Consider the following 25,932-nt stretch of genomic DNA (forward strand, 5'->3'; position numbering starts at 1 on the left):
AACGCGCGCCGGAGCGCAGCCGGACCGGATGTGGATTGGAGTCTCCGGAGTCCCCATTTCCAGAACTCACCTCGGTGGAGGTGAACTTGGGTCGCCGACCCGACTCCCTCGATCGGCGCCCAGCCCGGACGTCCCTTGCGGGAGTCGGAAGGACCGATCCGCAGACTGGCATAAAGCTTGCCATATGGCAAATGTTCACCGCTGGTCGGCGCGGTCCCGGGAGTTGGCCCGTGAGCCGGACGGCCGAGTCTGGTAATGAACGGCGGATGGAGGCGCGGGCCTGCGTCGATGGTGTCGCAGGACGGAAACCGATCGCGTGGTCGATTATCGTGAGGGTGCGCCGGTCGCTGTGATCCGCACCGGCGGCGTCGTCTGGGCCGAAACCTCCGGTGACGGCCCTGTTCACCGACGCTGGTGCCACGGCGTGCGGCTACTGCAGCATCGTTGGGAGGGCCGTTCGTGAGTCGCGGAGAGCTGCCTGCTGCCGAAACGCTGAGCAGTGGTGTGAACGCCGATGTCGTCACGGCGGCTGAGCGTGCCCTGGGGGCCGTGGTGGTGCTGTGGAACCGGGCCGGACGAGATCTCGAGGTGTCTCTGTCTCCGATCCAGTTGCAGACGATCGAGATCATCGCCCGCCATGGCGAGGTCAATCTGCGCGGCCTGGCCTCCGAGCTGGACGCCATTCCGTCCTCGGCCAGCCGGCTGTGCGACCGCATGGAGGCAGCAGGACTGATCATCCGGGAGGGGGCGCTGGCCGATCGCCGCGAGGTCGTCCTGCGACTGACCGAGGAGGGGCAGGCCCTTTTCGCCGAACTGAGCGAAAGGCGCAGGTCAGCGGTGGCGGAGGCGCTGGCCGGGATGACATCGGCGTCTCAGCGATGCCTCATCGATGCCCTCACGGAGTTCGGACGGCTGTGCGAACAGCCGGACGTCGCGCAACCGGACGTCGCGCAGACACCGATCATGCGAGACCGCTCCGCCTAGTGCGCTGTGGCCCCGTCCAAGTGCCGGCGACCTCATCGAGAGGATGAGCGGAGCCGACGTCACCTGGTCCGGCAAACCTCGCTGTCATCAAAGCCTCTGATCACCGACGAGCACACTCCCCTACACGGGTGGTAGGGAATCGCCGAAGAATGGAATGGCGATGCCCGCAGCCCCGATGAGTAGACCACATGTGCAGGTGCGGGCCCCGGCGGTGGACGGTGCCACAGCCAGGTTCGCCCCACACGGCCAGTGTCGGCTGGCAGGATATGCAGACCTTGATCCGGATCGTGCTGGAATCGGCACAGCGCCGAGTGCCCTGACCTGCGCCTACTCCGCACCCCGACCCTTTCGCCGAACTGCTCTGCCGGGCGCCTCGGCGTGGACGTGGAGATCATGGCTGGCGGTTATCGACGATGCGCACAGGGCCACCTCCACGGCCACTTCAACCTGACCTGGACGCCAGTGAAGAGATCGATCCTGCCCCTGGAAACAGCGGCCCTCGTGCAGCGAGCCAAGCGGGCTTCGATAAATCTCATCTGCCGTTTCTTGTAAGGGGCGCCGTGCTCCATCTCCTCGGGAAGTCAGGGGGCGGAGCGCCGGGTCGTCCTCCCGCCGCCGCGGCGGTGTGATGGGCTCAGAAGTTTCAGCACGACCCTGAACGGCAGTGTTATGACGGTCACGATCGTTCCGAGAATGGCTCGAAGGGCACTGAGGATTCGATTCACCGGTTTCTCCTTGTAGCGGGGTCCGCAATCGCCGCGGCGAACAGGACCCGGGGGCGAGAAGGTGGTCGTGAAGGCGCCGCATCGCGAGAGGTGCTGGACGGCTAGGGGCTGAAAATGCTGACGCCGCCGGGGCCGACCAAGAGCCCGACGATGATCAGGACCACGCCCCAGAGGATGTCGCGGCGCGCGATCAGTACGTAGATCCCGGCGATGACCAGGATGACTGCGATGGCCCACAAGATTGTTGCCATGGGGCAACGGTTCCCAGGCAATGGATGCTCAAACACGCCCAATGAAGCGGCAGGGCATTGCGATCGGTGCCGGTACCGACGGTGGGCCGCCATCGTTACCCCAGGCCTTGGACGACGCGCGTTTGCCTTGATGCCGAACGGGGAGAGCCGCCCGCCCCAATGAAGGTGGCGATATGCCGGCGAACGTGGCAGGCAGCGTGCCGGGCACCGGGGTGCAAGACCGTGGGACGTCCGCGGCCTGGTCCTCAGCGAAGTCGACGTCTTTCTCGGCTCTGCCGCGATCGCCTTCGACCCGGGCAAGGCCAAGGGCGTGGACGGCACCTTGCGCGAGTCGGCGCGCGCCCCAGCGGGCCCATGGCTGCTGGTCGCCGTGGCCGTGGGATTGGCGATCTTCGGGGTGTACTCCTTCTGCGAAGCGTGCTGGCGCAAAGTGGAGACCGTCCGGGCCTGATCAGCGCACCGGCGGGAGCGACGTTCAGTTTGCGAATCGGCAGGCGCCGGCCAGGGGGCCGCGGCAACGTCGGCGTTTCGCCCTTGACGAGTGAGGTACATTACAGCCTGGCGCTTCAGTTGCCATATGACAACTAATGACTCATGGAGATACCGGGAGAAACCTTGATCAAGATCATCCTGCTTGTTGTGGTGATTCTCGTCGCGCTCGCGGTGGCCCGGCTCTTGCTCAACCGTCGCCCTTAAGGGAACTGCGACGATCCGGAATACCTATTTCCAGTCGAGGCAGAGCACCACGGCGTCATCAGCAAGGTCGCGGCCTTCGTGATAGTCGATCAGGGAAGCGATGATCGACAGCGGGACCTCTGACGTGTCCTGTAGTCGAGTACGCCGGATCTGCTGCTCCAGGACCATCGTTCCGTAATCGCCGCCGTTGGGAGCGGCGGCTGAGAAGACCCCGTCGCTCACGATGACGAGGCGGTCTCCAGGCTCGACGTTGAAATGCTGAACCTCGTAAGCGGTTTCGGCGAACATCCCCAGCGGCATCTGATGCTCGAGTTCGATCGGGGTCACCTTCGCCCCGCGCATGCGAAGGATGCGCGGGGATCCCGCGTCGACCGCCGAAACCAGTCCATCGGCCAGATCAATGCGCAATACCAGTGTCTCGGTGAATTCCTCGCCGCGGTAACGGGCATGGACGACGTCCCCCGCCAGGCTTGCCTGCTCGGCCACATCTCCGCCCGAACGCCGCGCGTTCCGTAGCGCTCCCACGGTCAGCGAGGTCAGCAAGGCCGCTTGGATGCCCGTGCCAGAGCCGTTGGTCACGGTCAGTGCCAGATGGTCCTGTTCAGTGGACCAGTCGAAGTTGTCGCCACCGATTGAGTAGGCCGGCTCCAGGTGGCCCGCCAGGCTGTACTCCGAACCCGCGCAGCCCTGGCCGGGAAGCAACTGCCACTGCAATTCAGCGGCGAGCGTCAGCCGGCGCCGACGGCGAGCCCGTTCGTAGCGGTCGGTGTGGTTCCAGGCGACTTTCAGGGCCGCGCCGGCGATCTCGGCGATCTCGGCCAGTTCATCGACAAGTCGGCCGGGCTCGGGAACCGTCGTCACGACACCGAGCACGCCCAGGCGCTCACCTCGCGCCAGAACCGGCGCAAGAATCTCGCACGCCGCGCTGCCGTCCTCGAGCGTGACGGGCTCCAGCATCGGGCGGCGGGAGATGAACACTCGCCCGGCCGCAGTGCCCAGCATCTGAATGGGGGCGTCGTCGAGTTCGCCATCCGGTGAAAGCAGCACGCTGAGGTGATAGTCGGCCAAGAGCAACCGAACGTCCACCACATCAGGCAGCCCCTCCACGATCGCCTTCTCCAGAGACTCGGGCAACGAATGCGCCGGTGCCGCGCGGATCGCGCGCTCCACCTCGGCCGGGAGATGTGATCGCGCCATCAGTGCATCACCGATATAGCTCTCAGGTGCCCCGAATGAGACTCTCCGTGACGGGTAGGGGATCGATGGTCAGCCGCCAACCCTCCTGGCACGGGTGAGATAACAGAATGACCGGCCCCAGGGATTCCCCCTCGGAAGTCATCACCACCGACGTCATGCGCGCAGCCGATCACCTCGCACTGCTGTGGGCCCAAAGCCGCGAGGACGCCGAGCCGTCCATCTCCAGCCAGCAATTCGACTGCCTCCTCGCCATCGACCGGCGAGCGGGACTGACCATCAATGAACTTGCGGAGGCTCTGGTGGCCGCTCCCTCGTCGGTCTCGCGCCTTTGTGACCGGCTGCAGGCGGCCGGCCTCGTAGAGCGGGAGACACCCGACGCCGATCGTCGCAGGACCACGCTGGTAATCACGCGTCATGGGCGGCAGCTCCTTCATCAAGTTGTCCACCGGCGCCAACGTGAGCTGGCCGCACTCATGAGCCAGATGTCAGCAACCGGTCGCGCCGCCTTGCTGCGCGGACTCTCCGACCTTCAGGCCATCGTTGATAGTACCTCCACAAATGCCCTGGTCGAGGGCGACGGCCCCATGCGGGCCTGAGACAGACACCCCCTTCAGACAGGGGCGGCCACACCCAAGCCGGCCACGCCGCACGGCGGCGAGCGCGAAAACCCATCCCCCGTTCGACGACACCGAGCACTATTAGTAGGGCGTCATCTCAAGTGGCTTGATGACGGTCGCCCGCGGTTGTGGAGATCGTCGAGCGGCTGGTGCCAGCGGAGTTGCGGGAACTGTTCAGCGGGTGGTGCTGCCAGCTCCGACGCGGCCGCAGGGCGGCAGCCGGCGCCGCGGGATCGTGAGGTGCTGGCCGCGATCATCTTCGTGGCCACCAAAGGTTGTACGTGGCAGCTACTGCCGCCGGTGTTCGGGCCGTCAGGTCCTACCGTGCAACGGCGTTCCACCGACCGGACGGCCGCGCGGGCGCGGACCAGGCCGCACCCACCTGGTGCTGGACGAGCCGGTTTCGGCGCCCCGGCGATGCCCGGCGAGGAGCCAGCTCCGCCGCCGGACGATACGGAGATCGACAGGGCCAGCCGGCCAGGATATAGTTGCCATATGGCAATCATTATCGACTCGTGAGACTTGCGCTCCATCGCAGAGCTTTGGATGGTGCCACACCAAGACGACGTGGCATGTGCCGCCCGGAAAGCCGAGCGCAGCTCCGGGACTCTGGTCAAGGCGGCCGGGCCGTCCGCATGAGGGGGTGATCTGAGCTGACGCCACCCAGCCGCAGGCTAGGACAAGGAGGGCAAGGTCGCGTGGGCAGACGACTCAGTCTGTACAGCAATACGCTTCCCGGGGCCACACTCGTCTCGGTCGAGGGTGAGCTGGACGGGTCCGCGGTCGAAGAGTTCGACGCATACATCACGCGAGTCCGGCAAGGCCCCGGCGATCACCTGGTCGTCGATCTTTCCGAAGTCACGACGCTGGACCGTACGGCGATGCACGCGATCATGCGGACCCACAGCCACGCAGTTCAGCATGGCGGATCGGTCCGGCTGGCCGGGCTGCAGCCGCTCGTGCGGCAAGTCATCCGGCAGACCAAGCTCGATGAACGCATACCGGTTCACCGCGATGCGACGGCGGCACTCCGCGCCGCGCTCACCGGAATGCCACCGGCGCACGCGGCACAGATGAAGTAACCGCTCCTCATACTATTGTCCCGCTGGAAACAGCGGGGTCGAGACCGAGATGACCACCTCGCCGCCGGGCCGGTTGCCGGGGCGGGAGAAGCGCCAGGACCGCTGGACGGGTACCAGCGGAAGCGCGACATCCAGGAGGTCACTCCACACCGCGACCTGTCCGACGCCAGGATGCCGCGGCGTACCGATCTCCGCTCGCGAGCCCACCCGAACCAGGCACACCGGACCGACCCTCGGGCCTCGAACAAGAACGAGCCGCCGGGGCAGAGCGCTCCCCTAGACCGCGCGAGCGTCTCCGCCCATTCGGCGTCGGCGCCGAACACCTGCGCGACGTCGCCACCGACGTGCTGAACTGGATCACACAGCGCTGACCACTCCCGAAACATGCCCTAGTGCTGTGAGCAACCGAACGTCCCGATGTAATCAGCGCAGTGGGGCGTGCGTTGAAGCTCGTCCGTTAACGCCCGGCCTTGGTGGTGGACATCATGTAGACGTGCCACCTTGCCCTCGGCTCTTCTTGCCGGTGCGCTCGAGGCCGGACCAGGAGCGCGTCCGGCCCCTGCGGTTTGTCGGCGCCATGCTGGCCTCCGCCTGGTCGTCGCGGGGCAGCTGCGCATGATCAGCGCCCGCGCTGCGGGCCTGATCAGCTTGAAGGCAACTCGCCGGACGTGCACGACGTGGCGGTACCGACATGAACCTACGTCTGGCGGCAGCAGATCCCGCAGAACAGCGCCCCGCGCAGCACATAGGTGTGCCGTTTGCGGTACGGGGGCGCGGCTGGTCGGCCCGGCCGCGGCCCGCGAGCATCCGCCGGACGTCGGTGAAGGTCTGCTCGTCGATGATCGACGGGTTGACGATCTTTTCCGACCAGACCTACGCGTCCTTGGGGTTCCAGCTCAGCCTGGTCTCGTGGCCGAGGGTGACATCGTGGGCGTCGATGAGGACTTCGCGTTTGCGCTGTTTGTTCCGCACCTGCCGACCGGTGTAGCCCCGGGGTTGGCCAAGATGACGCGGATGGCGCCCTTGGACCAGGCGAGCCTAGTGCGGTGCCGGTTGCGGGCGCGGTCGTAGGCCGGCGGTTACGGGATTCCATCGGCGGTGAGCCATTCGGCAGTCGACCAGCCGATATCCGTGCGGCGGGCGTCCGCCGACATGCCGGTTGGCGGCCATCGCGGCCATGGTGGCGCGGACCCAAGTTGATCCGGGACCGTTCAAAGTCCATCGGCTCGGCGGCGTGTTTTACAAGAACACCGAGGTCACGCAACGTGACAGGGTATTCGGCATGCACCCCTACGGAAGAGCTACGCTCCTTTAAATACGTTCTCACATGACCACTAGGTGAAGGGCATCGCGTTGCCGGGTTCGACACAATCGACGGGGCCGTTCTTGCGACGACCGTCTGGCCGTTTAGGTGTTATTCGCCAGCGAAACTTTCGAGTCTTCTTCATCGGCTACTGCGCTTCTCAATTCGGGACAGAGATGGCGTCGGTAGCCTTGGTCTTCGCTATCTTGCACAAGGGCGGGTCGCTGACCGACCTTAGCTGCGTGCTGGCCGCCCGGATCGTTCCCATGGTGCTGTTACTGCTCGGCGGTGGCCTCCTAGGGGACCGTTTTCCTCGCAGATGGGTCATGCCGTCGGCGGACTGCCTCCGAGTGGTGAGCCAGAGCATGCTTGCCCTGCTGTTTTTCGTCTCCGATCCGCCGCTATGGTCCCTGCTGCTGCTGGTTGGGCTCAATGGGGTCGGAGAGGCGCTGTTCCAACCGTCGTTCAACGGGATGATTCCGAGCCTGGTGCCATCATCGGATCTCCACGATGCCAATGCTCTGATCAGCATCAGCCGCTCCGCGACGAGGGTCGGCGGGCCCGCACTGGCCGGTTTGTTGATCGTTGTCATCGCGCCGGCGGCCGTCCTTGCGATCGACGCCATCAGCTATCTCATCAGCATCGTCGCGCTGCTTTGCCTCCGCATTACCGCCTCCATGACCACGGCGGCCACCTCGCTGGTAGCAGAGTTGAAAGCGGGCTGGCGACTGTTCCGGGCGCATACCTGGCTATGGATCACAACGCTGCAGTTTGCGATGTTCAATCTGATCGTCTGGGCACCGTACCTGGTGCTCGGGCCGGCAGCGGCGGACCAGTCTTACGGCGGTGCCAGAGCGTGGGGAACCGTCGTGGCCCTCTACGGTGCCGGCTCGATTCTCGGCGGGCTGCTCCTGCTTGGACGACGCCCACAGCAACCACTGGTCGTCTCTACGATCGTCGCGTTCGCTTGGGCGGCTCCATCGGCCACGTTGGCGGCCCGAGCGCCACTCCCCGTCGTCTGCGTGGGGGCGGTCGCGGCCGGAATAGCAAGTTCGGTGTTCACCACCCTCATGCATACCTCGATACAGGAACGTGTGCCTCCCGACGCCATCTCCCGGGTGATGTCCTATGTCGCGCTCGGTTCCTACGCCGCCGGCCCGATCGGCCTGGCGTTGGCCGGACCGATCGCCACGGTCTCAAGCATTTCGGTTGTGCTCTCGGCGGGTGCGGCCTGGCAGATCGTGGCCAACGCGACGATCTTGACGCTGCCAGCGATCCGGAACCTTCGCCGGCGATCGGACACCGCCCCGAAACAGCCACAATCCGACTCCCTTCCAGAAAACGAGGCGAGCGGCTGAACCGTCATTGGTCTTCATCTTCTTCCAAGACTTCGCTGGCCGCCTTGTCCGGGGACGAGATGAGCCAAGGTTCGAGCCGCCCGCATGCCTTCTCGGCGACCAGGGACCACCGCTGCAGTCGCTCTCTCGCGACAGGTGTGCGGAACCCGAGTAACGCCAACCGGGGCCTCAAGGAGGTGTTCGGGTGGGTGACGTCTCATACGTTCCGCGGACGGTGGCGACCCGGCTCGATGACGCCGGCCTCCGTGTGGAGGGCGAGAGGGTTGGGCGGGGTGACTCGTTTCGCTGGACGCGGCGAGTTAGCGCCAGGCACACACATAGAAATGCCGCCGATCAGATCTGATCGACGGCATAGCCATGGAGGGGGCGTGGGGGGAGACCCCCACACCGGGGGTCTGGGGGTCGCCCCCCAGAAAGACAGACCGGAACGACGAGGCGAAGGCGACCCCAAGGCCGCCGAGCACACGTCGCCCAGAGTGGAGGTGGCGGGAATCGAACCCGCGTCCTTCGGTGATGGGTCAGGGCTTCTCCGGGTGCAGCCTGCTTGGCGTTTTCTCAGTCCCGGCGCTCACGCAGGCGTGTCGCCGACGGACTCAGTCGCTGTTGGGTTTCCCTACCGGCCCCGCGACCGGGCCGGCAGGTGGAGTCTCCTTACGATGCCAGACCCCGGGTCGGAGACTCACCCGGGCTGACACAGTTCACTCCTCGCTCAGGCGGCGAGGGCGAACTGGGACTGCTTCGTGTTGGCAGTTATTGGTTTGCTGTCACAGGATTTACGAGGTCACGACAGCAACCCTCGACCCGCTTCCCCTGGCTCGAACGACCGAAGTCGAAGCCGGTCACCCCCATGTTTAGTTGTCAAACGGGCGTCCGGGGACGTCCGCACGATGACGTTACAAGGATAACGCGTGACGGGGCAACGTGATTCCCGGCAGCCGTGAACCCCGGTGAGCGCGAACTGGTCGCGCCCACCGGGGTCGACCGGCAGGGTCGGGCCGGTCCGGACGGCAGAGCCTCCCCCGAGACGAGGCTCTGGTCTCATCACGGCGACTGAGTCCGCAACCCCCCAAGCGGAGTCTCAGTCACCCGTAAAGACGCTCGGGAGCGGCGGGTTAGTTGCGCCCGGCGCGTAAAAGGATCACAAAGTCGGCTATCCGGCGGAGCGACCTGTGGGAGAGCCGGTGAGGAACCTGGCGGCGAGCTGGGGGGTGTTGACGCGGCCCTCGACGGCGATGGCGAAGGCGCGGTCGCCGCTGGAGCCGACGAACCACGAGATGGTCTTGGTCTGCCCGTCCCGCTCGTAGGTGGCGAGCGCGGCGACGCCGACGACGTCGCCGGAGACGCGGGCGCCGCGGGCGTTGCCGAGTTTGGCGTTGCGTCCGAGGACCTTCTTGAGGCTGGCGATGGACTCGGGCCGCAGGTTCTGCGGAGGGGGCGCCTGGACGGTCTTGGGGATGTCCGAGAGGACGTACGGCGGCTTCCAGGTGCCGTTCTGCGCGGCGGCGGCGACGAGGGCCATCGCGAGGGGGCTCACCTCGACCCTGCCTTCGCCGACCATGGCGGCGGCCTTCTCGCCGTCGTCGGCGGGGGTCGGAACGGAGCCGGTGAACGCCGGGACGAGCAGGCCCCAGTTCTGGCCGACGCCGAGCTGGGCGGCCTCCTTGACGAGGGTCTGCGCGTCCAGCTTGCCGCTCAGCTGCGCGAGGGTCGTCTTGCAGGACGCGGCGAAATGGTTCGCGAAGGGGCCGTCAGGACGGGCCTTGTTGCTGAACGTCTTGTTGCCGACGGTCACCTCGCCGGGGCAGGTCGTCTTCGTGGCCTGGTTCATCCCGGCCTGGGAGAACAGCGCCTCGGCGGACACGACCCCGAAGGTCAGGCCGGGCGGGTAGTGGCCCTCGAACGCGAGGTTCTGGCCCTTCGTCCCGTGGTTGGAGACGGCCAGCACCTCGCCTGTGCTCGGACGCACGGCCACCATGGACGCGGGGTACGGCACCCCGTTGAGGGCGAAGTCGGCGCGGCGCTGGTAGCCGGGGTCGAGCGTCGTCCGGACGACCTGCGGGTCTTGGCCCGGCCAGGAACGTAGCTCCTCGGTGTTCTTGCCCGTCTCGTCCTGCGCCACGACCCGGACGGTGGGCGTCCCGGCGAGGCGGCGCTGCTGGAGGAGCTGGATCCCGCTGACGCCGATGGTGTCGCCCGGCTGGTAGGGGGCGCCGACCTGCTGGAGGCGGTCGGCGGTGGCGGGGCCGAGGCCGCCGATCAGCTCGGGCGCGTACGCGGGCGCGATGGGGGCCTTGACGCCCTGGAACCGGATGCCCGGGACGCGGTTGAGCCGCTGGATCAGCTTGGCGTGCGTGGGCATCTCGAGGGTGAGGAGCGGGAGGAACTCCTGCGGCGGGGCGGACTGGACGCGGCCGAGGAGGCGCTCGGCGTCCAGCCGGCGGCCGCCGTCGATCTTCGTCTGCTTGGCGAGCAGGTCGAGGGTCTTCTGCGGGTCGGCGAGCTGCCCGGGGAACACGCCGACCATGTAGGCGTCGACCGCCCGCAGCATGGAGCGGCCCTGCGTGTCGGTGATGGGCGCGCGCTTCGGCACCTCCGTCACGACCGCGAGCCGCTGGCCGGGTTTCAGCTTCGTGTGGATGATGGACGGGCTCCAGACGACCTTCCACTTGCCGCCGACGCGCCGCAGGTGCATCAGCCCGGGGTACTCCCACGGCTGGCCGTTCTCGCCGAGGTCGATCTTCACGGTGAAGCGCGCGTCGGCCTCGTCGCCCTTCTTGACGATCTGGTCGACGTCGCTGCCCTTGACCTGGGTGCCGAGGGACAGCCGCAGGGACGCGGCGTCCAGCTGCTGCCGGACGCGGCTGAGCGCGTCCTCGACCTGCTGCCTGTCGATGCCGACGGTCCGGCCGGCGGCCGCCTCGTAGTTGCCGACCTGCCAGGCGATGAGGAAGTCGCGGACGGCGGGCATCGCCGAGGGCTCGGCCCAGCAGCCCGTCGTCAGGGACGCGACGAGGGCGCCGCAGACCGCGAGGGACGCGCCCTGACGCCTGCGCGTCCGCGCGCCCAGCGGAGCCCGCGCGCCCCGCATTCCCCGCGCGGAACGCCTACGGCCACGGTTGGTCATCGGCACCCTTCACCGTCTCCTGAACCGGGCCGCCGCCGCCTTCTGCATCTCCCGCTCGGCTTCACGCTTTGCGATGGCCTGGCGCTTGTCGTACGCCTTCTTACCACGGGCCAGGCCGATCTCGACCTTGGCCCTCCCGTCCTTGAAGTAGAGGGACAGCGGGATCAGCGTCCAGCCGGGCTCCTCCGACTTGGCGATGATCTTCTGGATCTCGCGGCGGTGCAGCAGCAGCTTGCGGCGCCTGCGGGGGGCGTGGTTGGTCCAGGTGCCCTCCGTGTACTCGGGGATGTGGACGTTCTCCAGCCACACCTCCCCGTCGCGGACGTGCGCGTAGCCGTCGGCGAGGGAGGCGCGTCCGGCGCGCAGCGCCTTCACCTCGGTGCCCATCAGCACCATGCCCGCCTCCCACGTGTCGTCGATGTGGTAGTCGTAGCGGGCCCGCTTGTTCTTGGCTATGAGCCTGTGCCCGGCGGCGTCCTTGTCCTTCTTGCGCCCGGTGTCGCGTGCCACGTCCTCAGTCCTCGTCCTTGTGCGGCCCTTCGGTCCCCCGCGGCAGGGCGGCGCGCAGGCCGCGCAGCACCGTCCGGGCCCTCCGCTCGGCCTCCTTGGGGGGACGGTCGGCGGAGACCGCCACGTCGGGTTCGATCCCGACCCCGTCGAGGTTACGGCCGCTCGGGGTGCGGTAGCGACCGACGGTCAGCTCGATCACCGACCCGTCGGCCAGCCGGATCGGCTCCTGCACCGAACCCTTCCCGTATGTACGCGATCCTATGATCACCGCGCGGTCGCGGTCGCGCAGGGACCCCGCGACGATCTCCGCGGCGCTCGCGGTGCCCGCGTCCACCAGCACGACGAGCGGCGTCCCGGCGTCGCCGGGCAGGCTCACCGTGCGCTGCTGGACGGGCCGCCCGCGCGGCTCGTACGTCACGACGGGCCCGCCGGACAGGAACGCCGACGCCGTCTCGACGGCCTCGTCCAGCAGCCCGCCCGGGTTGCCGCGCAGGTCGAGCAGGACACCGCCCGGGGGGCCGCCGGACGGCGACCGTCCGGTGGCGGCGGCGCGGACCTGCCGGCCCGTCCCGCGCGTGAACGCGCCGATCCGGATCACCCGCGCCTGCTCGGGGAGGTCGGTCACGGTGACGTCTCCTGCGGGGACCGGTGTGCGGACGAGATGGAACCGCTTCGTTCTACGGTCGCGCTCGACGGTGAGTTCGACGGGCTGGTCCGGACGTCCCCGCAGCGCCTGCGCGACCCGCTCGACGCCCCAGCCGGCCGCGGACGCGTTCCCGACGCCGGTGATGACGTCGCCCGGCCGCACCCCGGCACGGGCGGCGGCGCTGCCCGGCTGGACGCTCGCGACCAGCACGCCCGCATCGTCCTGCCGCGGCTCGCCGTCCTTGCGCGGCTCGCCGTCGGCGGCGCCGAGCCACAGGCCGACGCCGCTGTACTGGCCGGTCAGGCGCCCTTCGACGTCGTCGTACTCGCGGGCGGAGTAGTACTGCGCCCACCGGTCGCCGAGGCCGCGCAGCATGCCCTCGATGGCGGCGCGGTCGAGCTCGGCGCGTCCGACCGGCTTCGCGGCATGGCCGCCGATCTTCGCGGCGGCCTCGTCGAGGACGGATCCGCCCGCTACGGCGGTGTGCCGCTGCGACCCCGAGCCGCTCACCATCCCCAGCCCGTAGGCGCAGAGGATCGCGGCGGCGACGGCGCCGCCGCGCAGCAGGCGCCCGCCCTTGCCCGCATGGGGGGTTCGCCGGGCCCGCCACCCCCGGAGCGACACGGACCGGATCATGCGGCAAGTGTAGGGCGGCGGACGGCGCCGGACCCGGCGCTTCAGCCGGATCCGGTCACCGCTCAGATTTTCAGATATCTGCGCAGCGTGAGGAACGACGCGACGGCGCAGAGCAGCACGCCGAAGCAGATCGACAGCACAATGACCGCGACCACCGTGCTCCAGCCGAGCTGGCTGACGAGCTGGACGTCTCCCGCCAATCTGTCGACCAGCAGTTTCTTGCTGAACACGAGAAGGATGGACGCGAACATCCCGCCGATCAGCCCCGCGATCGCGCCCTCCAGGATGAACGGCATCTGGATATAGGTGTTGGACGCGCCGACCAGCCGCATGATGCCCGTCTCCCGGCGCCGGTTGAACGCCGACAGCCGGACCGTGTTGCCGACCAGCATCACCGCAGCGACCACCTGGATCAACGCGATCGTCAGCGCGGCCACCTGCAGGCCGTTCAGGATCCGGAAGAACCGTTTCAGGATCTCCTGTTCGTTGATCACGGTATCGACGCCCGGTTGCCCGAGCATCGCCTGCGCGACCGCCTTGTACTCCTCGGGATTCTTCAGCTTCACCCGGAACGAGTCGGGGATGTCACCCTCTTTGGTGCTCTCCACGAAGCCGGGCGCGCCCGCGAAGTTGTCCTTGAACCGGGTGTACGCCTGCTGCTTGCTCTCGTACTCGACGTTCGAGACCTGCGGCATCTTCTCCAGCTGCGACTTGAGGGTCTGCCGCTGCTGCTCGGTGATGTCCTGCTTCTGACAGGCCTCGTTGGAACTCGTCTTGGCGCACAGGAAGATCGAGACCTCGATCTTGTCGTACCAGAAGCTCTTGGACGCCCGGACCTGCTCCCGCAGGAGCAGCCCGGTGCCGAAGAGCGCCATGGCGATGGCGACGGTGATGACGAGGGAGATCGTCATCGTCATGTTCCGGCGGAGACCGATCCAGATCTCCTGGAGAACGAACTGTACGCGCATGCCTCGCTGTCCTTGATCGCCTGTGTCCCGCCGGAAGCCTGGGCCGTCTCCGTACCGTGGAACGCGGCCCGATGCGGGCGGTTCCCACCTGTCGGCCGCGACGCCGTACTCGGTACTCGGTGTCGTACGACCCGGAAGGAATCGATGGTTCAGATGGATGTGCCGTGGAGGGTCAGTAGGCCTGCCCGTACACGCCGCGGGACTGGTCGCGGACGACGCGTCCGTCCTCCAGCTCGACGACGCGCTTGCGGAACGCGTCGACGATCGCGGCGTCGTGGGTGGCCATCACGACGGTGGTGCCGGTCCGGTTGATCCGGTCCAGCACCTTCATGATGCCGATCGAGGTCGCGGGGTCGATGTTCCCCGTCGGCTCGTCCGCCAGCAGGATCATCGGCCGGTTGACGAAGGCCCGCGCGATCGCGACGCGCTGCTGCTCGCCGCCGGACAGCTCGTCCGGCATCCGGTGGGCCTTGCCCTCGAGGCCGACGAGGTCGATGACCTCCGGGACGACCTTGCCGATGAACCGCCGCGGCTTGCCGATCACCTCGAGGGCGAAAGCGACGTTCTCGAAGACGTTCTTGTTGGGGAGAAGGCGGAAGTCCTGGAAGACGCAGCCGATCCTGCGGCGCAGGTGCGGCACCTTCCAGTTGCTCAGCCTGCTCAGGTCCTTGCCCGCCACGTGCACGTGACCCTGGGAAGGACGCTCCTCCTTCAGGATGAGTCGCAGGAAGGTCGACTTGCCGGAGCCGGACGGCCCCACCAGGAACAGGAACTCGCCCTTCTCGATGGCGACGTTCACGTGCGCCAGGGCGGGCCGGTTCTGGCTCGGGTAGACCTTGGTGACGTTGTCGAAATGGATCACGGCTGCATCACGGCGGTTCAGTCTAGGGGTTGGGGAGCGGCCCGGACCGCACCCGCGGACTCCTCGCCCGCGGTCTCCGGCCTGCGCCGCCCGGCTTCGCGACCGGGTGGGACGCGGAGCCTTCGAGCAGTGTAGAGGGGAGAGTCAACTGTCTCGTCCCACTCGACGTGGTACGAACGCGCAGGGTGGGCGCACCGCCCGATCAGTCTGTCCCGTCCGATCAGTGCCATGCGAACCGTCTCCCGACGTCCGGTCGTTTCGTACCGTCAAGCTCCCGGACTTGCCGGAACGACCATACAGTCCGGCTAGGCTGGATGATGGAGAAAGATACCTAATAGGTGGACGGACACCAGACAAGCTCGACAGACATCCAGACACGTCGACGTTTCCCCGCCACGGGGCCGGCGTCCCGTTCTCGAAGATTGGGGCCACGACATGAGCTGCGAACATCTGATCTGCGCTCGGTGCTCGAACCCGGTGGTGGAGGGGCGCTGCGCGACCTGCCGGGAGGCCCGGTCCGAACTGCACCGGCACGGCCCGGCCGTACCGCCCGCCCTGGTCCTGGCGGCGCTCGTCGCGCTGCTCTTCGTCGCGCTCGTCGTCCAGCGGGTCTACGGCTAGGACCCTCCACGGAGAACCGCCCGGGCGCCCGGCGCCCGCGACTCCCTATGGTTTCTTGATCGGCGGGGTGGCGGCCTTGGAGATCGCGCCGTCGTCCGCGATCAGATGCGCCTTCGGCTGCGGCTCGCCCTTCTCGGCCCGCGCGGGGTCGTACGCCGCGAAATGCAGGGTCGACGTCGTCGTGACCTCGTTGCCCTCGACGGTCCCGTCGAGCAGATGCTCCGCCTCCTCCGGGATCTCCGGCTTCGGCGTCTCCGGGTCCTTGGCGGCGAGCGAGGTGTTGCGGAACAGCGAATAGATGATCAGGCCGCCGCCGCTCTTCGTCCGCAGCCCGAAGTAGGGGAAGGGCGTCGCCGTGTAGACGACCTGGAGCGTGAGGTCCTTCTCCCGCGCCTTCTTCTTGGCCCGCCGGGCCGCCCGGTAGAAGCCCGTGGTGACCGCGCCGGACTTCATCACCTTCGCGGCCACGCTGCGGCCGCCCTCCGCGGCGATCGTCGCCTGGATCCCGCCGACGTCGCGGGGACGGATCAGGATCGACCTGTCGTCGCTGCTCAGCGGTGTCGCGTACCCGTCCTTGTCGATCGAGACCTCTGGTTCCTTGGCCTTCGGCTGCAGGAGGGTCGCGAGCGTCAGCTTCCAGTCGTCGGACGGGCCGCGCAGGATGAACGCCATCAGCGCCCTGCGCTTGCTCTTGGACTCGCCCAGGACGGAGCGGTCGACCGACACGAGGAACCACTGCGGGTAGACGGAAGGGTCCTTCACCTTCGGGACGTACAGCCTGGGCTCGCCGTACACGAAGCGCCGCACCGGGTCGCCGTCGTAGGCGGCCTTGCGGAACTCGGCCGCGGTGAGCTGGGACTGGCCGTCGGACGTCCAGGTCAGCGCCAGCCGCTCGTCGCCCGCGGCCCTCGCGACGTCCTCGTCGGTGACGTAGGTGCGGAACGCGCGCTCGGCGACGTCCCGCGTCAGGGGGACCGGCTCGGGCGGCGACGTCGTGGGCATGCTCGCGGTCGGCCGCGCCTTCGCCTTGCCCTCGGCGCAGCCCGCGGCCAGCGGCATGACGACGACCATCGCTGCCGCGACCATCCGCGAGAACCTCTGCACAGACCCGTCCCCCGGACCGACTTCCACGGCCCGCCGTCCTCGGCCGGCCTCCTCGGCCCGTGATTCTGCCACCCACATGATATTGGCCGGACGCCCGACCGGTGTCGCGGCGGCTATAAGCTCGAAGACGTGGCAGGCATCGAACCCGAAGAGCAGCTCAAGGAGCTCGGCTCGACTCTCGCCGGCATCGAGCAGGTGCTGGACCTCGACGGCATGCGGCGCGACATCGCCGAGCTGCGCGAGCAGTCGGCCGACCCCGACCTGTGGAACGACCAGGAGCGCGCCCAGACGGTCGGCCGCCGCCTGTCGTACCTGGAGAGCGAGCTGGGCAAGGTCGAGGGCCTGCGGCAGCGGCTCGACGACGCCGCCACGCTGTACGAGCTCGCCCGGGAGATGGACGACGCCGACACCCGCACGGAGGCCGACGAGGAGCTCGCGGCGCTGCTCAAGGCGATCCAGCAGCTCGAGGTCCGCACCCTCATGTCGGGCGAGTACGACGCGCGGGAGGCGCTCGTCACGATCAACGCCCAGGCGGGCGGGGTCGACGCGGCCGACTGGGCCGAGCAGCTCCAGCGCATGTACCTGCGCTGGGCGGAGCGGCACAACTACCCGACCGAGGTCTACGAGACGTCCTACGCCGAAGAGGCGGGGATCAAGTCGACGACGTTCACGGTGAAGGCGCCCTACGCGTACGGGACGCTGCGCGGCGAGCACGGCACGCACCGGCTCGTCCGGATCTCCCCGTTCGACAACCAGGGCCGCCGCCAGACGTCGTTCGCGGGCCTGGACGTCGTCCCGGTGGTGGAGCAGAGCGACCACGTCGACATCGACGAGAACGACCTGCGCATCGACGTGTACCGGTCGTCCGGTCCCGGCGGGCAGGGCGTCAACACCACCGACTCGGCGGTCCGGATCACCCACATCCCGACCGGCATCGTCGTTTCCTGCCAGAACGAGCGCAGCCAGATCCAGAACAAGGCCACGGCGATGAACGTCCTGCAGGCCAAGCTCCTGGAGCGCAAGCGGCAGGAGGAGGCGGAGAAGATGTCCGCGCTGCGGGGCGAGGGCACCAGCAGCTGGGGCACGCAGATCCGCAACTACGTGCTGCACCCGTACCAGATCGTGAAGGATCTGCGCACCGGCATCGAGGTCGGCAACCCCTCGGCCGTGCTGGACGGCGACATCGACGAGTTCATCGAGGCCGAGATCCGCTGGATGCGCCAGCAGGAGCAGCAGACCGCCTGACCTGGGCGTCCTTCGTAAAGTTTGCCCGGCGAGGTTTCGTGTTCACAGAGTGACCATGCAGTCACTCTGCGAGGATGGCGTGCGGTCCGGATCTCCGTCGCCACTTCGGGGGGCTTCTCGCAATGCCCGCACGCAACGTCACCGTCGCTTCACTCTGCACGTCCTGCCTGCTCGCGGCCGCCCTGGGCACCGGCTGCTCGGAAGGGTCACCGTCGTCCGCCGAGGCGGAGAAACGCGCGGCCGCGCCGGCACTCAGCAAGGCGCAGGCCCAGCAGGTCCTCGATGCCTACACCGCCGAGGCCAACCGGGCCGGCCGCAAGCTCGACCGGACGGTCCTGCCCGGCATCGAGGCCGACCCGCAGCTGTCCATGGACGACGCCTCGCTCAAGCTCCGCCGCGTCATCAAGCGCCCGCCGCCCACGGTGAGGTTCACGAACACGTCGTTCTACATCCCGCGGGTGAGCGGGTACCCGCACTGGTTCGCGGCCGGCGCCGTCACGGGGCAGGGGAAGCGCTCGATGCGGCACGCGCTGCTGTTCACGCAGGCCAAGGCGGGGGCGCCCTGGCTGCTGACGGCGAACCCCTACCCCACCAGCGACGCGCTGAGCAACATCGCGCTCGACCCGGAGGGCTTCGCCACCTCCGTCGACGCGGACGAGAGGAAGGGCCTCGCCGCCGCACCCGGCAAGGTGCCCGCGGCGCATGCCGCGCTCCTCACCGACGGGCCCGGCGCGGCGAACGCGTCCCTCATGGCGGACGGAGCGCAGACCAGCGAGACGTACAAGGCGCTCAAGCAGGGCGAGAAGACCCTGGCCGGACGGGGCGTCACGCTCTCGTCCCGGTTCTCCCCCTCCCAGTACCGGGTGTTCGCGCTGCGTACCAAGGACCGGGGGGCCCTCGTCTGGTACGTCCTCAAGCAGAACGAGGCGTACTCCTCGTCCAAGCGGGGACGGTTGGCCGTAGGCGGGGACCTTCTCGGCCTCGTCCCGGTCAAGGCCGCCCGGACGCGCATGGACACGACCGTCCTCGTGCAGTACCTGGCCGCCGTCCCGCCGAAGGGCCGCGCCACGGTCACCGGGATGTACCGCAAGGCCGTCACCGCGCACGGCACCTGATCTCCGTCGGGTGCCGGGCGGTCCCGCGCTTCTGACCGCTGCAGCGAGACCAGCCCGGCATCCGACGGTGCTGTTTTTATGGCCTTTCTCTCCTCCTTCGGGCCCTGGGGGCCCTCCATCGTCGAGAAACGCGTGCGATCGCTGGCATCGCTCCGACTCGCCTAGCGGCTCGCTGCGCGATCAGGTTTCTCGCAAGCTCGAAACCTGCCTTCGGACGCGATCGCGACTGTTCGGGTTGTTGCGTGGTTGCGGCGGTGGCTGATGTCGGCTGGTCCTATTCGGCGGATGGAAGGGAACTGGCCGTTACCAGGGTGCGGATTGCGCCTAGGGCCACGGAGAGGGTTGCTAGGTCGAAGCTGTCGCTCTCCCAGATCTCGCTGAGGGTCTGCTGGGCGCGCTGGACGGCCGGCTTGTTCTTCTCCGCCCAGTGGACCATGCGCTCCTCCGGCTGCCCGCCCGGCTCGCTGGTGACGAGGACGTCCCTGGTCAGGGCCGCGTGGGCGGTGTACAGGTCGTCGCGGAGCGCGGAGCGGGCCATCGAGCGCCACTTGTCGTCGCGGGGCAGCGCGATGATGCGTTCGCGCAGGCGGGAGAGTTGCAGGCGGTCGGCGAGGTCGAAGTAGACCTCCGCGACCTCCTCCACCGGACGGCCCGTGTCGTGCGCGATGCCGACGAGGTCGAAGGTGGAGAAGGCGGGGACGAACGTCGCGCAGCGCTCGGCCAGCTCGTCCGGGACGCCGCGCTGCGCGAAGCCGTCGCGGCGCTGCTCGAACGCGGCGAGGTCGAGCCCGACGAGGAGCTTCGACAGGTGGGTGCTCAGCGTGGCCGCGCTCCCGGCGAAGAAGTCGATCGTCTCGCGGATGTCGAACGGCGGCCGCCGGTTGTGCAGCAGCCAGCGGGCGCCGCGCTCGGTCAGCTTCCGGGCTTCGAGGAGCATCGCGATCTGCGTGGACTGGTCGACCTGGTGCGACAGGGACTCGACCGACCGCCAGAACTTCGGCATCTCGAACACGTCGCGGGCGACGAGGTAGGCGCGGGCGATGTCGGACGACGACGCCCCCGTCTCCTCGTTCATCCGGAACACGAACGTGGAGCCGCTCGCGTTGATCAGGTCGTTCACCACGGCCGTGGTGATGATCTCGCGGCGCAGCGGGTGCCGGTCCATGTAGGTGCGGAACCGCTCGCGCAGCGGGGTCGGGAAGTAGTCGACCAGCCACGACTCCAGGTACGGGTCGTCGGCGAGGTCGGACTCGACGAGGTCGTGGTCGAGGGCGAGCTTGGCGTAGGCGAGCAGGACGGAGAACTCGGGGCTGGTGAGGCCGAGGCCCGCCTGCCTGCGCTCGGCGAGGGCCTTGTCGTCCGGGAGGAACTCGATGCGCCGCTGCAGGCGGCCGTCGCGTTCGAGTTTTCGCAGGTAGCGGGCGTGGATGTGCAGCATCGCGGGCGCCTGGGCGCGGGCGGCGGCGAGGACGACGTTCTGCGCGTAGTTGTCGCGCAGGACGAGCCGTCCGACCTCGTCGGTCATCTCGTACAGCAGGCCGTCGCGCTGCTTGCCGGTCAGTTCGCCGTCCCGGACGACCTGGTCGAGCAGGATCTTGATGTTGACCTCGTGGTCGGAGGTGTCGACCCCGGCGGAGTTGTCGATGAAGTCGGTGTTGATCAGCCCGCCGGTGCGGGCGAACTCGATCCGGCCGAGCTGGGTGACGCCGAGGTTGCCGCCCTCGCCGACGACGCGGCAGCGCAGCTCGCCGCCGTCGATCCGGACGGAGTCGTTGGCCTTGTCGCCGACGTCGGCGTTGTTCTCCATGGACGACTTCACGTAGGTGCCGATGCCGCCGTTCCAGAGGAGATCGACCGGCGCCTTCAGGATGGCCTTGATCAGCTCGAACGGGGTGAGCGCCTTGACGCCGTCCTCGATGCCGAGCGCGGCCCGCATCTGCGGGGTCAGCGCGATCGACTTGACGGTGCGGGGGAACACGCCGCCGCCCTTGGAGATCAGCGCGGTGTCGTAGTCGGCCCAGCTGCTGCGGGGCAGGTCGAACAGGCGGCGGCGCTCGGCGAACGAGGCCGCGGCGTCCGGGTCGGGGTCGACGAAGATGTGCCGGTGGTCGAACGCGGCGACGAGGCGGGTGCGCCCGGAAAGGAGCATGCCGTTGCCGAACACGTCCCCCGACATGTCGCCGATGCCGACGGCGGTGAAGTCCTCGTTCTGGACGTCGGTGCCGAGGGATCGGAAGTGGTATTTCACCGACTCCCAGGCGCCGCGGGCGGTGATGCCCATGCCCTTGTGGTCGTAGCCGACGGAGCCGCCGGACGCGAACGCGTCGCCGAGCCAGAAACCGTACTTGGCGGCGACGCCGTTGGCGAGGTCGGAGAACGTGGCGGTGCCCTTGTCGGCGGCGACGACCAGGTAGGTGTCGTCGCCATCGTGCCGGACGACGTTCGGCGGCGGGACGACCTTGCCGTCCACGAGGTTGTCGGTCAGGTCGAGCAGGCCGGAGATGAAGTCCTTGTAGCAGGCGATCCCGGCCTGCTGCCAGGCCTCCCGGTCGGCGGCCGGGTCGGGCAGCTGCTTGCCGACGAACCCGCCCTTCGCGCCCGCCGGGACGATCACGGTGTTCTTCACGGCCTGCGCCTTGACCAGGCCGAGGATCTCGGTGCGGAAGTCCTCGCGGCGGTCGGACCAGCGGAGCCCGCCGCGCGCGACCGTCCCGAACCGCAGGTGCACGCCCTCGACCGTCGGCGAGTACACGAAGACCTCGTACATCGGGCGGGGTTCGGGCAGGTCGGGGATGGCGTGCGGGTCGAACTTCATCGCCAGGTACGGCTTGCCCTGGTAGTGGTTGGTGCGCAGGGTCGCCTGGACGAGCGCGAGGTAGGCGCGGAGGATGCGGTCCTCGTCGAGGCTGGCGACGTCGTCCAGCTTGCCCTGGAGCTCCTCGGTGATGCCCGCGCTGCGCTCCTCCTCGCCGCCCTGCAGGGTCGGGTCGAGGCGGCTCTCCCACAGCCGGACGATCAGCCGCGTGATGGACGCGTTCCGCAGCAGCACCTGCTCGATGTAGCGCTTGGAGAACGTGGTCCCGGTCTGCCGGAGGTAGAGCGCGTAGGCGCGCAGGATCATCGCCTGCCACCAGTTCAGCCCGACGTGCAGGACGAGCGCGTTGAACCCGTCGTTCTCGATCTCGCCGCGCCAGAGGCGGGTGAACGCGTCCTGGAACAGGCCCTTGATGGACTCCTCGGCGACCCCGGCGGGCGGCACGTACCGCAGGCCCAGGTCGTAGATCCAGAACCGCTGCCCGTCCGCCGTGTTGATCTCGTAGGGCCGCTCGTCGATCACCTCGACGCCCATGTTCTGCAGCAGCGGCAGCACCCGCGACAGCGAGATCGGCTCGCCCAGCCGGTAGATCTTGAGGCGGCGCTCGCCCGGCTCGGCGCTGTACGGCTCGTACAGGTTGGTGGACGTGTCCGTGCCGTCGGCGGACAGGTCGTCCAGGCGGCGCAGGTCGGCGACGGCGGTGCGGGCGGGGAAGTCGGCCTTGTACGCCTCGGGGAACGCGTCGCCGAAGCGGCGGCCGAGCGTCCCCGAGCGCTCCTCGCCGCACTGCTCGACGATCGCGTCGCCGAGGTCGTCCTCCCAGGAGCGGATGGCGGCGGCGAGGCGTCCCTCCAGCTCGGGGACGTCCACGTCCGGCAGCGGACGGCCGCGCTCGCCGCGGACGACCACGTGCAGCCGCGCCAGCATCGACTCGGTGACGTTCGCGCTGTAGTCGACGCTGACGCCGTCGAACGCGTCCTTCAGCAGGCCCTGGATGCGGAGCCTGACCTTGGTGGTGTAGCGGTCGCGCGGCAGGTACACCATGCAGGACATGTAGCGGCCGTACAGGTCCTTGCGCAGGAAGAGCTTGAGCTGGCGGCGCTCGCGGAGCCGGAGCACGCCGAGCGAGATCGGGAGCAGGTCGTCGACGGAGATCTGGAACAGCTCGTCGCGCGGGTAGCTCTCCAGTATCTCGATGAGGTCCTGGCCGTCGTAGCTGTCGGCGGTGAACCCGGCGAGCTCCAGCACCTCCTCCAGCTTCCGCTTGAGGACGGGGATGTGCGACAGCGACTCGCTGTAGGCGACGTGCGTGAACAGGCCGAGGAAGCGGCGCTCGCCGATGACCGCGCCGGACTCGTCGAACTTCTTGACCCCGATGTAGTCGAGGTAGAGCGGGCGGTGGACGGTGGACCGAGAGTTCGCCTTGGTCAGCACCAGCAGGCGCTTCTCCGTGGCCTTCTCGCGGACCTCGGGCGGCAGCGCCGCGAAGCTGTCGGACTCCTGCTTGTCGCTGCGCAGGATGCCGAGGCCCGTGCCCGGCTCGGGCTTGAGCGCGGTGCCGCTCTCGGTGAGCGTGTAGTCGCGGTAGCCGAGGAAGGTGAAGTGCCCGTTCGCCAGCCAGTCGAGCAGCTCGACGCCCTCGGCGAGCTCCTTGCCCGGCAGCGGCGGCGCGGAGTCCTGGATCGCGGTGGCGATCTCACCGGCGCGGGCCCGCATCTTCGGCTCGTCCTCGACGGCGACGCGGACGTCGCCCAGGACGCGGAGCAGGTCCTTCTCCAGCGCGTCCAGGACGGACCGGTCGCTGGTACGGTCCACTTCGATGTGCATCCACGACTCGTCGACGTCGTCGTCGCTGTCGAGCTTGCCGCGGAACGCCTTGAGGTGACCCGCGACGTCGCGGTCCACGCCCAGCAGCGGGTGGACGATCAGGTGCGTGGCGAGCTGGTGCCGGGTCAGCTCCATCGTGACCGAGTCGACCAGGAACGGCATGTCGTCGGTGACGACCTGCACGACCGTGTGGCCCGGGTCCCAGCCGTACTCCTCCAGCGACGGCGTGAAGACGCGCACCTTCGCGCGCCCCTGGGGCCGCTCCTCGCCGAGCGCGCGGTGCGCCATCGCGGGGCCGCAGATGTCGGCCGGGTCCCGGTCGAGCAGGTCCTCACGGGCGACGTGCCGGTAGTACAGCCGGAGGTAGGCGAAGGCCTCCTCCACCTCCCCGCCGCGCGCCCCCGGACGCTGCGCGCACGTCTCAGCCGCCCGCCGGAGCAGGTCGTCCTTCGCTTGATCGAGCATGCCGCTCATCGAGTACTCCCCTAGAGACCCTTCGCCACCTCGTTGTGGCGCCGCTCACTGCGCCAGCGTAGCCAGGAATCGCCCCAAAGCCGACCTGCTCCGCCGCGACGTGGACGTGGCTTTGCCCACCCTCCGGGCCGTCCCGCCAGGCCACCATGTCAGGCCGGGCGGCGGCGTCCGGGGGGATCGCCGAACCCCGTGCCGCCCGGTCTCCGGGACGCGCGTGGTGGTGGCCGGAACGCCGTCCCGCCGCCGCTTCCGGCGCTTCCGGCGCTAGGAGACCCCGTCGCCCGTTCCGGGGGACGGGTCTGGGGGCGTCCCCGAGTCGGTCGGGGTCGGCGAGCCGGTGTTCGTCTTGGTCGGCGTCGGACTGCCGGTGTCCGTCGGGGTCTCGCTGGGGCTCTCGGACGGCGTCCACGTGGGCGTCGTCGGCCGGTAGGTCGGGGTGTCGGTCTCCTCGACGGGCTCCTCGCTCGTCGACGGCGGCGTGCTCGGCAGGACGCTCGACGCGGGCGGCCCGCTCGGGTCGCTGACCTGCTGCCCCGCCTTGCCGTTGTCGCCGGCGTTGAGCGCGAGGACGGACGAGACCACCACGATCGCCACGAACAGCGCGGCGGCCCCGGCCAGCGCGGCGGAGCGGCCCGAGCCGGCCAGCACCCGCCGCAGCCCGCGGGCGTCGCCCGCGTCCCGGGCGGGGGCGATGTCGCGGGGCAGCGTGCTCTCGGCGGCCCATTCGCCCTGTCGGCCGTCGCCGGGCGCGCCGCCGTCGTGGAAGGCGGCGGGCTCGTCCTCGAAGAGGCGGTCGTCGTCGTAGTCCCTGTCGGACTCGAATTCGTCGTCGCCGATCTCCGCGGCGCGGACCGACCCCGCGGCGAGCATCGCCGTCTCGTCGGTGTCGCCGGACGGGCGGGACACCGCGGCGGGCGCTCCCGTCCGGGAGGTCTCCTCGTGGCCGAGCAGCCGCATCAGCACCTGCCGCGCGCCCGGCCGGTGCGCGGGGTCCTTCTCCAGGCAGTCGAGGACGAGCTCGCGCAGCGGCCCTTCGAGCTCGCCGAGGTCGGGCTCCTCGTTCAGGATGCGGTTGATCACGGCGGGGATGGTGTCCTGGCCGAACGGGGGCTCCCCGGTGGCCGCGAACACCAGCGTCGCCGCCCAGCAGAACACGTCCGCGGCCGTCCCGACCTCGTCGCCGCTGATCTGCTCGGGCGCCATGTAGGACGGGGTGCCGATGACCCGGCTGGTGAGGGTGGTGCCGCCGCTGATCGCCCGCGCCACCCCGAAGTCGATGACCCGCGGGCCGTCCGGGCCGATCAGCACGTTGTGCGGCTTGAAGTCGCGGTGGACGATCTTCGCCTGGTGGATCGCGGCGAGGGCCGTGGCGGTGCCGACGGCGAGCCGGTCCAGCCCGGCGCCGTCGAGCGGGCCCTCGTCCAGGACCTGCTGGTTCAGCGACGGGCCCGGGACGTACTCGCTGACGATGTAGGGCCGGTCGCCGTCCACGTCCGCGTCGATGACCTGGGCGGTGCAGAACGGTGCGACCTTCTTCGCGACCTCCAGCTCGCGCAGGAACCGGGCGCGGGCCTTGTCGTCGGACGTCAGGTCCGCGTGCAGCAGCTTGATCGCGACCTGGTGGCCGTCGTCGTCCGCGCCGAGGTACACGGTCCCCTGGCCGCCCTCGCCCACCCGGCCGATCAGGGCGTACGACCCGAGCCGATCCGGATCACCGGACCGCAGCGCCCCAACCTCCATGCGTGGAACCGTCCCTCTCTCGATCGCGGGGC

At 68.9% G+C, this 25,932-nt stretch carries 18 protein-coding genes, 1 other RNA gene and 1 pseudogene; 9 read left to right on the forward strand and 11 right to left on the reverse strand.

Annotation, left to right across the window (positions count from 1 at the left end; translation table 11 throughout):
- Positions 1-459 precede the first annotated feature (459 nt).
- Positions 460-984, forward strand: a complete 525-nt coding sequence (locus tag E1287_RS10830) for a MarR family transcriptional regulator (protein ID WP_165968956.1) — start codon at positions 460-462, stop codon at positions 982-984.
- 826 nt (positions 985-1,810) lie between these two features.
- Here the strand turns inward: E1287_RS10830 and E1287_RS43645 are convergent.
- Positions 1,811-1,960 carry a GPGG-motif small membrane protein gene (locus E1287_RS43645; RefSeq protein ID WP_165968957.1) on the reverse strand — a complete coding sequence of 50 codons (150 nt, stop codon included), beginning with the start codon at positions 1,958-1,960 and terminating at the stop codon, positions 1,811-1,813.
- A gap of 280 nt (positions 1,961-2,240) precedes the next feature.
- Here E1287_RS43645 and E1287_RS10835 point away from each other — a divergent pair, with 280 nt between their 5' ends.
- Complete coding sequence (locus tag E1287_RS10835) at positions 2,241-2,411, forward strand: DUF1206 domain-containing protein (protein ID WP_243718845.1); 171 nt, start codon at positions 2,241-2,243, stop codon at positions 2,409-2,411.
- 269 nt (positions 2,412-2,680) lie between these two features.
- On the opposite strand, the gene E1287_RS10840 is transcribed toward E1287_RS10835, so the two are convergent.
- A complete protein-coding gene (locus E1287_RS10840) occupies positions 2,681-3,853 on the reverse strand; it encodes a PP2C family protein-serine/threonine phosphatase (RefSeq protein WP_131964749.1) in 1,173 nt (390 codons plus the stop codon).
- A gap of 107 nt (positions 3,854-3,960) precedes the next feature.
- On the opposite strand from E1287_RS10840, the gene E1287_RS10845 reads away from it, so the two are divergent.
- The 4 genes and pseudogenes from E1287_RS10845 to E1287_RS10860 all read left to right on the forward strand — a co-directional run bounded on the left by E1287_RS10845 (position 3,961) and on the right by E1287_RS10860 (position 8,213).
- Complete coding sequence (locus tag E1287_RS10845; RefSeq protein WP_131964750.1) at positions 3,961-4,449, forward strand: MarR family transcriptional regulator; 489 nt, start codon at positions 3,961-3,963, stop codon at positions 4,447-4,449.
- A 149-nt stretch (positions 4,450-4,598) separates the two neighbouring features.
- Positions 4,599-4,876: pseudogene (locus tag E1287_RS45535) on the forward strand (transposase); the annotation flags it as partial.
- A 292-nt stretch (positions 4,877-5,168) separates the two neighbouring features.
- Positions 5,169-5,552: an STAS domain-containing protein gene (locus tag E1287_RS10855; protein WP_165968959.1), complete on the forward strand. Its 384-nt coding sequence runs from the start codon at positions 5,169-5,171 to the stop codon at positions 5,550-5,552.
- Positions 5,553-6,890: 1,338 nt separating this feature from the next.
- Positions 6,891-8,213, forward strand: coding sequence for an MFS transporter (locus tag E1287_RS10860; protein WP_131964753.1), 1,323 nt, complete (start codon positions 6,891-6,893; stop codon positions 8,211-8,213).
- Between the two features lie 474 nt (positions 8,214-8,687).
- Here the strand turns inward: E1287_RS10860 and ssrA are convergent.
- The 6 genes from ssrA to ftsE all read right to left on the reverse strand — a co-directional run bounded on the left by ssrA (position 8,688) and on the right by ftsE (position 14,959).
- Positions 8,688-9,060: a transfer-messenger RNA gene (gene ssrA / locus E1287_RS10865) on the reverse strand.
- A gap of 303 nt (positions 9,061-9,363) precedes the next feature.
- Positions 9,364-11,301: a penicillin-binding transpeptidase domain-containing protein gene (locus E1287_RS10870; RefSeq protein ID WP_131964778.1), complete on the reverse strand. Its 1,938-nt coding sequence runs from the start codon at positions 11,299-11,301 to the stop codon at positions 9,364-9,366.
- Between the two features lie 45 nt (positions 11,302-11,346).
- Positions 11,347-11,847 (reverse strand): SsrA-binding protein SmpB, encoded by a 501-nt coding sequence (smpB, locus tag E1287_RS10875; RefSeq protein WP_131964754.1) that lies wholly within the window; start codon positions 11,845-11,847, stop codon positions 11,347-11,349.
- A 4-nt stretch (positions 11,848-11,851) separates the two neighbouring features.
- Positions 11,852-13,129 carry a S41 family peptidase gene (locus E1287_RS10880; RefSeq protein ID WP_131964755.1) on the reverse strand — a complete coding sequence of 426 codons (1,278 nt, stop codon included), beginning with the start codon at positions 13,127-13,129 and terminating at the stop codon, positions 11,852-11,854.
- 62 nt (positions 13,130-13,191) lie between these two features.
- Positions 13,192-14,097 carry a permease-like cell division protein FtsX gene (gene ftsX / locus E1287_RS10885; RefSeq protein WP_131964756.1) on the reverse strand — a complete coding sequence of 302 codons (906 nt, stop codon included), beginning with the start codon at positions 14,095-14,097 and terminating at the stop codon, positions 13,192-13,194.
- 172 nt (positions 14,098-14,269) lie between these two features.
- Positions 14,270-14,959: a cell division ATP-binding protein FtsE gene (gene ftsE / locus E1287_RS10890; RefSeq protein WP_117398760.1), complete on the reverse strand. Its 690-nt coding sequence runs from the start codon at positions 14,957-14,959 to the stop codon at positions 14,270-14,272.
- A 435-nt stretch (positions 14,960-15,394) separates the two neighbouring features.
- On the opposite strand from ftsE, the gene E1287_RS10895 reads away from it, so the two are divergent.
- On the forward strand, positions 15,395-15,580 hold the full coding sequence (locus E1287_RS10895; RefSeq protein ID WP_131964757.1) for a hypothetical protein: 186 nt from the start codon (positions 15,395-15,397) through the stop codon (positions 15,578-15,580).
- 45 nt (positions 15,581-15,625) lie between these two features.
- On the opposite strand, the gene E1287_RS10900 is transcribed toward E1287_RS10895, so the two are convergent.
- A complete protein-coding gene (locus E1287_RS10900; protein WP_243718834.1) occupies positions 15,626-16,666 on the reverse strand; it encodes a hypothetical protein in 1,041 nt (346 codons plus the stop codon).
- A 147-nt stretch (positions 16,667-16,813) separates the two neighbouring features.
- Between E1287_RS10900 and prfB the strand changes: the two genes are divergently transcribed.
- A complete protein-coding gene (prfB, locus tag E1287_RS10905) occupies positions 16,814-17,929 on the forward strand; it encodes a peptide chain release factor 2 (RefSeq protein ID WP_131964759.1) in 1,116 nt (371 codons plus the stop codon).
- A 122-nt stretch (positions 17,930-18,051) separates the two neighbouring features.
- A complete protein-coding gene (locus E1287_RS10910) occupies positions 18,052-19,044 on the forward strand; it encodes a hypothetical protein (protein WP_131964760.1) in 993 nt (330 codons plus the stop codon).
- A 274-nt stretch (positions 19,045-19,318) separates the two neighbouring features.
- On the opposite strand, the gene E1287_RS10915 is transcribed toward E1287_RS10910, so the two are convergent.
- Together E1287_RS10915 and E1287_RS10920 are read right to left on the reverse strand one after the other, a co-directional pair.
- Positions 19,319-24,160 (reverse strand): NAD-glutamate dehydrogenase, encoded by a 4,842-nt coding sequence (locus tag E1287_RS10915; protein WP_131964761.1) that lies wholly within the window; start codon positions 24,158-24,160, stop codon positions 19,319-19,321.
- 264 nt (positions 24,161-24,424) lie between these two features.
- Positions 24,425-25,900, reverse strand: coding sequence for a serine/threonine-protein kinase (locus E1287_RS10920; RefSeq protein WP_131964762.1), 1,476 nt, complete (start codon positions 25,898-25,900; stop codon positions 24,425-24,427).
- Between the last annotated feature and the right edge of the window lie 32 nt (positions 25,901-25,932).

Source organism: Actinomadura sp. KC06 (assembly GCF_004348735.1).
Classification (GTDB): Bacteria; Actinomycetota; Actinomycetes; order Streptosporangiales; family Streptosporangiaceae; genus Spirillospora.

Excerpts from the sequence above, each read along its gene's own strand:
- E1287_RS43645 (WP_165968957.1), bottom strand. The coding sequence starts at position 1,960 with ATGGCAACAATCTTGTGGGCCATCGCAGTCATCCTGGTCATCGCCGGG.
- E1287_RS10840 (WP_131964749.1), bottom strand. The coding sequence starts at position 3,853 with ATGGCGCGATCACATCTCCCGGCCGAGGTGGAGCGCGCGATCCGCGCG.
- E1287_RS10845 (WP_131964750.1), top strand. The coding sequence starts at position 3,961 with ATGACCGGCCCCAGGGATTCCCCCTCGGAAGTCATCACCACCGACGTC.
- E1287_RS10870 (WP_131964778.1), bottom strand. The coding sequence starts at position 11,301 with ATGCGGGGCGCGCGGGCTCCGCTGGGCGCGCGGACGCGCAGGCGTCAG.
- E1287_RS10880 (WP_131964755.1), bottom strand. The coding sequence starts at position 13,129 with ATGATCCGGTCCGTGTCGCTCCGGGGGTGGCGGGCCCGGCGAACCCCC.
- ftsX (WP_131964756.1), bottom strand. The coding sequence starts at position 14,097 with ATGCGCGTACAGTTCGTTCTCCAGGAGATCTGGATCGGTCTCCGCCGG.
- E1287_RS10895 (WP_131964757.1), top strand. The coding sequence starts at position 15,395 with ATGAGCTGCGAACATCTGATCTGCGCTCGGTGCTCGAACCCGGTGGTG.
- E1287_RS10900 (WP_243718834.1), bottom strand. The coding sequence starts at position 16,666 with ATGGTCGCGGCAGCGATGGTCGTCGTCATGCCGCTGGCCGCGGGCTGC.
- E1287_RS10910 (WP_131964760.1), top strand. The coding sequence starts at position 18,052 with ATGCCCGCACGCAACGTCACCGTCGCTTCACTCTGCACGTCCTGCCTG.
- E1287_RS10915 (WP_131964761.1), bottom strand. The coding sequence starts at position 24,160 with ATGAGCGGCATGCTCGATCAAGCGAAGGACGACCTGCTCCGGCGGGCG.
- E1287_RS10920 (WP_131964762.1), bottom strand. The coding sequence starts at position 25,900 with ATGGAGGTTGGGGCGCTGCGGTCCGGTGATCCGGATCGGCTCGGGTCG.